Origin of the sequence: Mesorhizobium sp. LSJC280B00 (assembly GCF_000502835.1) — a bacterium.
Taxonomy (GTDB): Bacteria; Pseudomonadota; Alphaproteobacteria; order Rhizobiales; family Rhizobiaceae; genus Mesorhizobium.
This window is the reverse complement of sequence record NZ_AYVL01000064.1, coordinates 1-10,689: the sequence shown is the minus strand read 5'-3', so window position 1 is coordinate 10,689 and position 10,689 is coordinate 1. Positions and strand designations below refer to the sequence as shown.

Sequence of the window (10,689 nt, the reverse complement as noted above, 5' to 3'; positions counted from 1 at the left end):
CCGCAGTCGCGGGCTCGGCCTTTGGCGGTTGTTTCGCTCACGGCCGTATCGCCGCTACGCGGCTGGCCTCCGCGGGGGCGCCGGAAGGCCGGCGGCCCGCAGTCGCGGGCTCGGCCTTCGGCCGTTCACGCCCTTCTCGCCGTTCGCGGGGAGGAGGTTCCGGCAGGCGTATGAGGGGCAGCGCAGGCGTCTCAAATAGGCAGCAAGGCGCCGGTGTCACAGCCGGTTCTCCTCCGCTAGGTCCAACAGCAACTCCAGCGCCTCCTCCGCCCGGTCGGCGGGCACGAACAGATGATCGTGGTAGAAGGCCGAGACCGGATTGACGCCGATGCCGGCGGTGGCCAGCCGCGCGGTGATGGCGGCGAGGAAGCCGACCGCTTCCAGCGACGAATGGATGTTCAGCGTCAGCATCCGGCAGCGGAACACGGTTTTCAGTCCAGCGGCCTTGGCATGCTCTTCAAGCACGATCAGCGTCGTGCCCTCGCGCTCGCGAAATAGCATCACCGGCTGGAGCCTGTCGGGAACGGGCGCATCGGGTGGCAACGTGGTGAAGACATGAACGCCGGCAAGCAATTCCGGCGTCATTGCCGCCAGCAACTGTTTCAGGTCGGTCTCTCCGGCCATCGGTTGCTTTCGTTGTGCGATCAGGCGGTGGTTGCCGTCGAGCGCTCGGAAGACACCTCTACGGTTTTCAATAACGCCCTCCACCTCACCCTGCAAGGTGGACTTGTCCAGGTTCGTTGCTGACTGAACTTGCACATCCAAGGTCGCCGTCCCCCCGGACCTGAAAAAGAACTGGAGGCATGTCGGATCGCCGTCATGGGCCGCGTCCTTGGTTCGAGCTGGCGGAGGAGCCAGTGCTCACAACGACCGGAGGGAACATCAATGACCATGTCTCAGGCAGCACCCGTCTCACCGCGTGCCCTGTGGGCCGGCCGCGTGCTCAGCGCCGTCATCGTGCTGTTCATGATCTTCGACGGCGTCATCAAGCTACCGCCGCTCGAAATCGTCACCCAGACCATGGTGCAGCTCGGCTGGCCGGCCGATGCCAATGTCTCGCGCATGCTCGGCACCATTGGATTGGTCTCGACAGCGCTTTACGCGCTGCCACGCACCTCGGTGCTCGGCGCCATCCTGCTCACCGCCTATCTCGGCGGCGCCGTCGCCACGCATGTGCGTATCGGCAGCCCTTTGTTCTCGCACATACTGTTCGGCGTCTATCTCGGCGCCGTCCTCTGGGGTGGCCTGTATCTGCGCGATCCAAGGGTGCGCGCATTGTTCCCGTTCAGCCAATAGCGGCGACATCGAAAGCCGTTCGATGCTGGCCACGCTGCCAGAGCGGGCGCGGTCTGCGCCGCCTTTCTACTCTTTGGATCAAATTGAGCGCCGCCGGGCGGCAGCCGATCTTCTTCTTTGGATCAAATCGCCTGGTTGCGAGTTAGGGGGTGCAGCGGCGAGGACGGCACCCTGTTGGAGAGGAACGACAATGAAAAAGGTGATGATCTTGATGGCCTTGCTGGTCCCGCTCGGTGCCTGCTCCCGTACTGAGCAAGGCGCGGCAGTTGGTGGCCTGGGCGGTGCGGCGGTCGGCGCTGCTGTGGCCGGCAACCCGACCAAGGGCGCGGTGATCGGCGGTGCGGCCGGCGCTTTGGCCGGTGCACTGATCGGCCGTGCCAGCGAAAGCGGCCAATGCCGTTATCGCGATCGTAACGGTCGTGTCTACGTTGCGAGTTGCCCGGAAGGCTATTGATCGGGCCGCATCATATGGATGCAATAGCAAAACGGCGGGCAGGGCCCGCCGTTTCGTGGTTGTGGAGATGATTTATTCGGCGGTCGCGCCCTCGGCCGGCGCTGCTGCAGCGGCGGCAACAGCGGCTGCCGCATCTTCCTGCGCCTTCTTCAGCAGCGCTGCGCGCTCCTGCGCCTTCTTGCCGGGCTCGGCCTTTTTCGGGTTGGCGCGCGCTTCGCGCTTGGCGAGGCCGGCCTCGTCGAGGAAGCGCAGCACGCGGTCGGTCGGCTGGGCGCCGTGCGACAGCCAATGCTTGACACGCTCGGCGTCGACCTTGACGCGTTCGCCGTCCTTGGGCAGCAGCGGGTTCCACGAGCCGAGCGACTCGATGAAACGGCCGTCGCGCGGCGAACGGGCGTCGGCGACGACGACGTGGTAATAGGGACGCTTCTTCGAGCCCGCACGGGCCAGTCGGATTTTCAGTGGCATTTCTTTTCTCCTAAAAAGCTCTGATTTGGTTGATCGGTTGGTGGCTGGTCCTCAGCCGGTTTTCGCTACGCCGTTGGATGCGGCGATCTGCTCGTGATGGCGGATCACTTCGCGGACGACGAAGTTCAGGAATTTCTCCGCGAAATCCGGGTCGAGATGGGCGTCCTTCGCCAATTGGCGAAGACGGGCGATCTGCTCCTGCTCGCGTGCCGGATCGGCAGGCGGCAGGCCATGCTCCGCCTTCAGAACGCCGACCGCCTTGGTGCAGCGGAAGCGCTCGGCCAGCATGTGGATCAGCGCCGCGTCGATGTTGTCGATCGAGGCGCGATAATTGACCAGCGCCGCGCGCGCGTCGGCCATGTCCTTTTCTTCGTTCATGGCGCCCTCACTTCTTCTTGCCGAGGCCATTCTTGCCAAGCATTGGCAGCCCGCCACCGCCCGGCAGGCCGGGAAGTTTCATGCCGCCGGGCAGCCCAGGCAGGCCACCGCCACCGGGAAGACCACCGGGCAGGCCCTTCATGCCGCCGAGCCCGGCCGCCTGGGCCTGCTTCTGCAAGGCTTCGAGCTGCTTGGGGTCCATCTTGGAGAGGTCCGGCATGCCGCCGCCCATCATGCCGCCTGCGCCGCCAGGCATCATGCCGCCGAGACCCATCTTGGAAGCGAGGCCGCCCATCATGCCGCGCATCAGGCCGCCGCCTTTGCCCTTGCCCCCCATCGCCTTCATCATGTCGGCCATGCCGCGATGCATCTTCAACAGTTTGTTGATTTCGGCCGCGTCGGTACCCGAGCCGGCGGCGATGCGCTTCTTGCGCGAGTGCTTCAGAATATCGGGGTTGGCGCGCTCGGCCTTGGTCATCGACGAGATGATGGCGAGCTGGCGACCGAACATCTTGTCGTCGAGCCCGGCGGCGGCCATCTGGTCCTTCATCTTGCCCATGCCGGGCATCATGCCCATGATGCCACCCATGCCACCCATTTTCGACATTTGCTGAAGCTGGCCGGCGAGGTCGTTCAGGTCGAACTTGCCCGACTGCATCTTCCTGGCCATCGCCGCGGCCTGTTCGGCGTCGATGTTCTCGGCCGCCTTTTCGACGAGGCTGACGATGTCGCCCATGCCGAGGATGCGGTCGGCGATGCGCTTGGGGTGGAATTCCTCCAGCGCGTCCATTTTTTCGCCGGTGCCGATCAGCTTGATCGGCTTACCGGTGACGGCGCGCATCGAGAGCGCCGCACCACCGCGGCCGTCGCCGTCCATGCGGGTCAGCACGAGGCCGGTGATGCCGACGCGCTCGTCGAAGCTTTTTGCCAGATTGACGGCGTCCTGGCCGGTCAGCGAATCGGCGACCAGCAGGATCTCGTGCGGCGACGACATCTTCTTGATGTCGGCCATCTCGACCATCAACGGCTCGTCGATATGGGTGCGGCCGGCGGTATCGAGGATGACGACGTCATGGCCGCCGAGCTTGGCCGCCTGCACGGCGCGGCGGGCGATATCGACCGGCGTCTGGCCGGCGACGATCGGCAATGTGGCGACCTTGACCTGCTCGCCGAGCTGGCGGAGCTGCTCTTGCGCGGCGGGACGCCGCGTGTCGAGCGAGGCCATCAAGACTTTCTTGTTTTGACGGTCGGCGAGGCGCCTGGCGATCTTGGCCGAGGTCGTCGTCTTGCCGGAACCCTGCAAGCCGACCATCATGATGACGACCGGAGCCGGTGCATTGAGGTCGATGGCGACGCCCTCGGCGCCGAGCATCTCGACCAGCTCGTCATGGACGATCTTGACGACCATCTGGCCGGGCTTGATCGACTTGACCACGGCGGCGCCGACGGCCTTCTCGCGCACCTTGTCGGTGAAGGAACGCACCACTTCCAGCGCCACGTCGGACTCAAGCAACGCACGGCGCACCTCGCGCAGCGCCGCCGAGACATCAGCCTCCGACAAGGCGCCGCGGCCGGTGAGGCCGTTCAGGATCGAACCAAGACGTTCCTGTAGCGATTCAAACATTCTTTTTCCTTTTCCCTGGCACCCGGATGATGCCCGAGAGGTAATGCGTTCGCGCCAACTGTCCAAGCAAAAGCCGGTCCGGGCAAAGCCCAAAGCCAAAAAGCACCCGGGGGCGCACAGCGCTGCCGGGTGTTGGCCTCCGGGATCGATTTACAGCACTTCACCTCAAAGAGGTTTCGGCGTCCCGGTCGGTTTGCTCGGAGGAATACTCGTCGCGGAATTCGCGGCGTGTAGACAGGAAATCGGCCGCAGAGTCAAGCTTTGGTCAAGCTTTGCGTCAAATAGCTCAGGACGACCAGGCAATGCACATCAGCGCACGCTGCCGGCGCGCGCCATATCCGGCTCGACCTTCAGCGGTGAGCGCGGATGTAAAAGCAGCAGAACGGTCAACAGGCTGCTGACGATGCCGATCGAAGCGATGAGGACGGCGTCTGAAGTCGTCCAGCCGGCGGCTTCGAGCGGCTTGGCGTTGAACAGGGCGAAGGAATTATAGCTTTGCTGGTGCGAAATCAGCAGGAAGCCGGTCAGATTGTTGCCGAGATGGGCACCAAAGCCGGCACCGAGATTGCCGGTTGCATAGACCAGAAGCGTCAGCAGCAGCGCAAAGGCGGCGATCGAGGCCAGCACGCAGGCATTGATGGCAGCGCTCGAACCTGGGCTCCAGTGCAGGGAGGTGAACAGCAATCCCGGCAGCAGCGCCCAGATGAAAGGGTTCTGGAACCGGCTCGCCAGGCCCCTGAGCAGATAACCGCGAAACAGCATCTCCTCCGACGAGGTCTGCAGAAAGGTCAGGGCGGCGATCGGGATCAGGAACGAAAGCCAGGCGGACAGGCCGATCGCGCCGCGCGCGATGTCGGGCTGCAAACCATAAAGCAGCATCTCGGAAAGCAGCGAGGTGATCAGCACCGCGGTCAGTCCTTTCAGGAACCCCGACCAAGAAATGCGCCGGCTGACGCCAATCAGGGCTGTCAGCTTCTCGCGATGGATCCAGCGCATGGCAGCCCAAAGGCCGAGCCAGATTCCGGCAAATGAAGCCAGCGCCGCGAGGATGCCCGCAGGAGAGGCCATGAAATCCTGCACCGCTCCTCCACCTGGCGGGGCGGTGCCAGACGATGCCTGCCAAACGGCAAAGGCATAGGTGCCGCCGAACAGCACGGCGGCAGTGGTTCCGAGCCAGAACAGGATGACGACCACCGCTCCAAGCAGTAGCCGCGGCAAAGTGGTCTTGTTGTTGGCGGTGTGCCGGTACTGTTGGAAGGCGGTTGGGTCGATCGTCACGCGGGCTCGCTGGCTGGTGCTTCGGCTCGCAAGGTCTAGAACATCGGCCCCAATGTGGAAACCGGTATTGCAGCGGCAATACCGGCTTGTGGCAATATCGGGGTTTGTGAGCGGCCGCCGCTACTGCAGGGCGACCGCCCTGTTGGTAACGTCAGCGCACGACGTACATGATGCGCCTTGTGTCCGGATCGATCAGCGCCGGCTGACCGTTCACGTAGACGTAGCGGTAGTCATAGTCCGGAATCTCGCGTAGCTCGACGGTGTCGGGCAACGTCGCGCCCGTGACCACCTCGCCCTCGAGATAGACCGGATCGAGCCGATGCGTACGGACATAGGTACGGATCTCGGCCGGCGGTCTCCGGATAGGCTCGATCGCCTCGCCGGCGACGATTGCTCCGGTATAGCTGTCGGAATACTCGACGCTATCGGCGGGCGGCGTCACGACGGCAATGTCGGCGCTGGCCGGACGCTGTGTCAGGACCACACGGCTGCCGCCGAAATCGGCCGTCACATAGTCGGAATAGACCCAGCCCTGGCCGTTAGCCTCGGCGATAGTGCACCATTTGCTGTTGGCGATGCAGCCGTCGAGCGTCGCCGACTGGCCGGCCGCGAGCACGCCGATCACCGGATATTGCGGGCCGGGGCCGGCGCGTACATTGAGATCAGTGATGGCCGAGACGGCGGTGTCGGCCAATGCAGAGCCCGACATCGCTATGAGCGCTCCGGCCACCGCCGGAAACAATATGCGTTTCATGGTCTTCTCTCCGTTTCACAGTCCCTTGGCACGGAAAACGAAGCAAAGCCGCATGCGTTCCGGCTAAAAGGCTTCGGCCGGCTCACGATTTGTTCCAGTCGTTTTCGGCAGGTCGGTCAAAAGCTCGTGAACAAAAGCAAGTTTTTGCGCCGCCACGTCCGAGATGACGAAGGGATAGAGATCGGGCAGGCCCATGCAGCGGTTGATCGAGTTGGACGCCTCCGACAGCACCAGCCAGCGGTCGAGGATCCTTTCGAAAGGCTCTGGCCTGGAGGCGGGTTCCGATGGTGCCGGCTGCAGCTTGCCGCCGGTGTCGGCGCGCGGCAGCTCGTTGGCTTCAACGGTTTCCAGCCGGCCGAGCGGGAAATTCAGGGCATGCACCATCTCCAGCGTGTCGGTGATGTGCATGTGATGCGCCCATGTCTCGGCCCAGTCCTCCCATGGGTGCGACGTCGCATAGGCCGAGATATGGCGCTGCTGCCAGTCGGGCGGCGCGCCATCGGCATAATAGGTCTTCAGCGCCTGTTCGTAGCCGGCGCGCTCGTCGCCGAACAAAGCGCGAAAACCGGCAAGCTTTTGCGAATCGTCGCGGATCAGGCGGTCCCAGTAATAATGGCCGAGCTCATGGCGGAAATGGCCGAGCAGTGTGCGGTAGTTCTCGCCCATCTCGACGCGCCGCCGTTCGCGCTCTGCCGAATCCGCCTCGGCGACGTTGAGCGTGATCCGGCCGTTGTCATGACCGGTCAGGATACGTTCGCCGCCCGGACCGCCGCCGATCGGATCGGCAAGAAAATCGAAAGCGAGACCGATCTCGTCGCCAACTTCCTGCTTGGGTGCGACCGGCAGGCCGAAGGCGAGCAGCGAATAGACGGCACGCTTCTTTGCCGCCTCGACACGGATCCAGCGGCGGCGGTTGCCGTCGACCGACAGATCCGGGATCAGCTGGTTCAGCGCACAGGCGCGGCAGAAGGCGTGGCCGGGCTCCGCCATCCAGTTGCAGGCGCATTCGTCGGCATTGGTGCAATGGAAGACGTCGGCGCCGGACAGCGCGAAGCGCGCATGCTCGGGATCGTAGAGCACGAGGCTGGCGCAGTTCAGGCATTGCGCGTTCTCGAAATAGAGACGGTGGCCGCAATGCGGGCAGTCGAAAAGCTTCATTGGCGTCTCAAATCATTCGAAATGCGGAGGACGATACGAGCAGGAGAACGCCAAACGCATGTCAGCTGCCCACGTTCCTGCCGGCCGATGCTATTTTGCCGCAAGCTGGGCGACGACCTCCTTGGCCACTGCCTCGCCCGACAATCTAGCGCCGCCGCAGGTCTGCATCAGCGGACCGGCCAAATGCTCGCCGGCGAAGAAGATCTTTTCCGCCACGGGCTGCATCAGCGTGGCGCGCGCTTGCGAGCGGCCGGGCCGCGCCGCCGCATAGGCGCCGCGCACGAACCGCTCAGCGCCCCAATTGGTCATCATTGCGCGTCCGACATGCTTTCGTATGTCGCCGCCAAAGATGCCGCAGAGCCGGTCGACGACGAAGTCGATGCCAGCCGCCTCGCCCGCCGCCGACATCTCCCAAGCGAAATCGCCGCCGACGAAACCGACCATCAAATCGAGGTCGAAGGGAAAGCAGAGGAAGTAGATGTCGTGCCGGGCCAACCGCTCGATCAGCAAATCGTCGAACGGCTCCAGGCCGAGTCTTGTACCGGATATTTCGACCGGCAGCTTGGTCAGCATGCCCATCGGCAGGTCGAAGAAGGCGGCGAAATGCGCATCGGGGAGTGCAGGCGAGAACGCAATCTCCTCGAAGGCGAGCACTGCCGGGGAGGCAGTGACGATGACCGCCTTGGCGCAGATGGTACCGCGATCGGTGACGCAGGCTACGCCCGGCCCATCCCAGACGATCTTGCGCACCGGGGTCGACAGTTCCACTGGCACATCGGCACCGAAGCGGGCAACCAGCGTACCGAAGCCTTCCCTGGTGAAATAGTTCGGATCGAGATCGGCGGCGGCCTGAAAGTCGCGGATCGATATCTCGTCCTCGTCGGCGCCGAAATCCATCGGCCCGGCGAAGGTTGCGGCGGCGCGCGGCGCGTGTCCCTTGGCGAGCAATGCCGAAAGGCGGTCGTCGTCGCCTTCCCTCACCTGATGTGCCGCCACCAGTTCGAACAGCCTTGCGTCGGCCACCTTCATCGCCGCCTCCTCGGCTTCGCTTGCCTTTCGCTCACGGTAATAGAGATGATCGACATTCATGTCGTGGTGATGAAGCGTCCAGGCAGCGGCCTTCGCCTCGGGAAAGTAGGGATTGCGGTCCGCGGCATGCAGCCAGGCGCAGCCGATGTCGAACGGCACGCCGAAATGCTGGTCGCTGGTCCAGGCGCGGCCGCCAATGCGGTTCACCGCTTCCAACAATTTGAAGGAAAAACCGGCAGCGCGCAGGGTCTTGGAAGCCGAAAGCCCGGCTGAACCGGCGCCGATGATCACGACATCAACGTCTTCCATGCTTATTCTGTCCCCGCCACAATAATTACTTGATCGTAGGCAAATTCCCGGGCGTCCGCCAGTGTGGTGGATTTGAGGTTCCTGCTGTATTGAGTGCATCGGCGTGGCGCCGGGGCAGTGACAAGCAGGTGTTTCGCAGGCAAGTTCGCAATTGGGAACGTGATTCAGGCAACCAGGAGAGCAGCATGGCATTTCTTGCCAAGGGGAAGATGTTTGTAGTGGCCACGGTGGTGGCGGTGCTTGCGCTGGCGACGGGCGCGCAGGCGGCGGCCAGCTGTGGCAAGAACGGCGCCGGCTTCGAGGCATGGAAACCGGAGTTCGCCGCGGAGGCGAAGGCCGACGGTGTCGGCTCGAAGGGTCTGGCCGCTCTGGCTCGCGCAACCTATGCGACAAAGACGATCTCCGTCGACCGCGCCATCCATAAGGCTTTCAGCGGCTCGGTGGAAGCTTTCATGAAGCGCCGTGGCGCGTCCGCGATCATTGCCAGGGGCCGTGCGCTGAAGAAGGCCAATGCTGCGCTGTTCGACAAGATCGAACGGAATTACGGCGTGTCGCCGGGCGTGTTGCTCGCCATCTGGGGCATGGAGACCGGCTTCGGTTCCGCCATGGGCAGCCAGAATACGGTCTCCGCCATTTTAACGCTGGCCTATGACTGTCGCCGTCCGGAGTTCTTCTACCCGCATGCCATTGCGGCCCTGAAGCTGGTTGATCGCGGAGCGTTGAGCGCCTCGTCGGTCGGTGCCGCGCATGGCGAGATCGGCCACACGCAGTTCCTGCCCGGAAATGTTTTGACGTATGGTGTCGGAAACAAAAATCTGCGCGACAAGAGCACTGCGTTGGCTTCCACCGCCAACTTCCTCAAGAGTCATGGTTGGCGGGCCGGCGCGAGCGCGCAGGCGAATATGGGCGCAATCGCTGGCTGGAATTCCGCGAGCGTCTATCAACAGGCCATCGCCCGCATGGCCACGGCGATCGATGCCGACTGATAGGATATAAACGCAAAAATGACTGGGCTCGGTTGGAAGCGCGAGGCGAGCATGAAGAGTTTCGCAACAGCGCAGGGCTTGCCTTGCCCTTTGGAACCTAGCTAGGACAGGCGATGATCTCGCTCTCGATCGTTGATTTCGATGCGGACCCCGAGGGGGTGACTGCGATCCTAAGCCTCGAACCGACACGCATAGTCCGCAAGGGCGACCCGATGCGTAACGGTTCCCCGCGCAAGAAGAATGGATGGAGCCTCGATGGTCCGCGGCAAAGGCTCCGGAGTGGGGCCGAGCACGAGAATGCGGTCAACTACCTGATCGAGCAGATGCGAGGTCGGGAGGAGGCCTTCGCACGGCTGCGGCAGGAAGTGCGGCCAAAGCAGATAACTATCTACGGCGGGTTCTATCAGCCCTACCACGGACAGTGCGGCATTTGGCTTGAGCCGTCTGCGATGAGGGTGCTCGCGGATTGCGGTGTTGGCTGGAGCCTCGACCTTTTTGTTGAGGACGAAGCTCACCAACATGGAAATGAGGTGTGAGCAGGCGTCCTGTCCGCATTGGGTCGTTTGCCGACTGGCTGGTTCCAAATTTGAGCGGAGTCTGATTCATAAGGGCATGAGCCGATACGATCTGACCGACTTCGAATGGCGCGTCATCGAGCCGCTTTTGCCCAACAAGCCGCGAGGCGTGCCGCGTGTCGATGACCGTCGCGTGCTGAACGGCATCTTCTGGGTGCTGCGATCGGGTGCGCCATGGCGCGATCTGCCCGAGCGCTACGGCCCTCGCACCACTTGCTACAACCGCTTCGTTCGATGGCGGAAAGCAGGTGTCTGGGATCGGCTGATGGACGCCATTACCGAGGCCCATGACGGCACGGTGCAGGTAATGAGTCTACGTCCTAGCACTACTTTGGCAGATTTTTAGCGGAGAGGGTTCCGCGGCAGTGGGGACAACGGAT

General features: G+C 63.4%; 12 protein-coding genes and 1 pseudogene. 5 read left to right on the top strand and 8 right to left on the bottom strand.

The genetic code is table 11. The features are described 5' to 3' along the window. Window positions 1-216 precede the first annotated feature (216 nt). Entirely contained in the window at window positions 217-624 is a 408-nt protein-coding gene (locus X773_RS72570; protein WP_023680736.1) for an ACT domain-containing protein, read from the bottom strand. Window positions 625-885: 261 nt separating this feature from the next. Here X773_RS72570 and X773_RS72565 point away from each other — a divergent pair, with 261 nt between their 5' ends. Both X773_RS72565 and X773_RS72560 read left to right on the top strand, forming a co-directional pair. Beyond that, the gene (locus X773_RS72565) at window positions 886-1,296 is read left to right on the top strand and encodes a DoxX family protein (protein WP_023680735.1); all 411 of its coding nucleotides are present in this window, start codon (window positions 886-888) and stop codon (window positions 1,294-1,296) included. 190 nt (window positions 1,297-1,486) lie between these two features. Further along, complete coding sequence (locus X773_RS72560) at window positions 1,487-1,750, top strand: YMGG-like glycine zipper-containing protein (protein ID WP_023680734.1); 264 nt, start codon at window positions 1,487-1,489, stop codon at window positions 1,748-1,750. Between the two features lie 72 nt (window positions 1,751-1,822). On the opposite strand, the gene rpsP is transcribed toward X773_RS72560, so the two are convergent. From rpsP to X773_RS72525, 7 genes are all read right to left on the bottom strand, one after another. Further along, a complete protein-coding gene (rpsP, locus tag X773_RS72555; protein WP_023680733.1) occupies window positions 1,823-2,218 on the bottom strand; it encodes a 30S ribosomal protein S16 in 396 nt (131 codons plus the stop codon). 51 nt (window positions 2,219-2,269) lie between these two features. Further along, window positions 2,270-2,596: a chorismate mutase gene (locus X773_RS72550; RefSeq protein ID WP_023680732.1), complete on the bottom strand. Its 327-nt coding sequence runs from the start codon at window positions 2,594-2,596 to the stop codon at window positions 2,270-2,272. Window positions 2,597-2,603: 7 nt separating this feature from the next. Then, the gene (gene ffh, locus X773_RS72545; RefSeq protein ID WP_023680731.1) at window positions 2,604-4,220 is read right to left on the bottom strand and encodes a signal recognition particle protein; all 1,617 of its coding nucleotides are present in this window, start codon (window positions 4,218-4,220) and stop codon (window positions 2,604-2,606) included. Window positions 4,221-4,529: 309 nt separating this feature from the next. After that, window positions 4,530-5,498, bottom strand: a complete 969-nt coding sequence (locus X773_RS72540; protein WP_023680730.1) for a type II CAAX endopeptidase family protein — start codon at window positions 5,496-5,498, stop codon at window positions 4,530-4,532. Window positions 5,499-5,649: 151 nt separating this feature from the next. Then, a complete protein-coding gene (locus X773_RS72535) occupies window positions 5,650-6,252 on the bottom strand; it encodes a DUF1236 domain-containing protein (RefSeq protein WP_023680729.1) in 603 nt (200 codons plus the stop codon). Between the two features lie 63 nt (window positions 6,253-6,315). Then, complete coding sequence (locus tag X773_RS72530) at window positions 6,316-7,410, bottom strand: putative zinc-binding metallopeptidase (RefSeq protein WP_023680728.1); 1,095 nt, start codon at window positions 7,408-7,410, stop codon at window positions 6,316-6,318. 90 nt (window positions 7,411-7,500) lie between these two features. Further along, a complete protein-coding gene (locus tag X773_RS72525; protein ID WP_023680727.1) occupies window positions 7,501-8,748 on the bottom strand; it encodes an NAD(P)/FAD-dependent oxidoreductase in 1,248 nt (415 codons plus the stop codon). Between the two features lie 185 nt (window positions 8,749-8,933). Here X773_RS72525 and X773_RS72520 point away from each other — a divergent pair, with 185 nt between their 5' ends. The 3 genes and pseudogenes from X773_RS72520 to X773_RS72510 all read left to right on the top strand — a co-directional run. Beyond that, entirely contained in the window at window positions 8,934-9,734 is an 801-nt protein-coding gene (locus X773_RS72520; protein WP_023680726.1) for a lytic transglycosylase domain-containing protein, read from the top strand. A gap of 113 nt (window positions 9,735-9,847) precedes the next feature. Then, window positions 9,848-10,270: a DUF4279 domain-containing protein gene (locus tag X773_RS72515; RefSeq protein ID WP_023680725.1), complete on the top strand. Its 423-nt coding sequence runs from the start codon at window positions 9,848-9,850 to the stop codon at window positions 10,268-10,270. A gap of 76 nt (window positions 10,271-10,346) precedes the next feature. Further along, a pseudogene (locus tag X773_RS72510) lies at window positions 10,347-10,610 on the top strand (IS5 family transposase); the annotation flags it as partial. Between the last annotated feature and the right edge of the window lie 79 nt (window positions 10,611-10,689).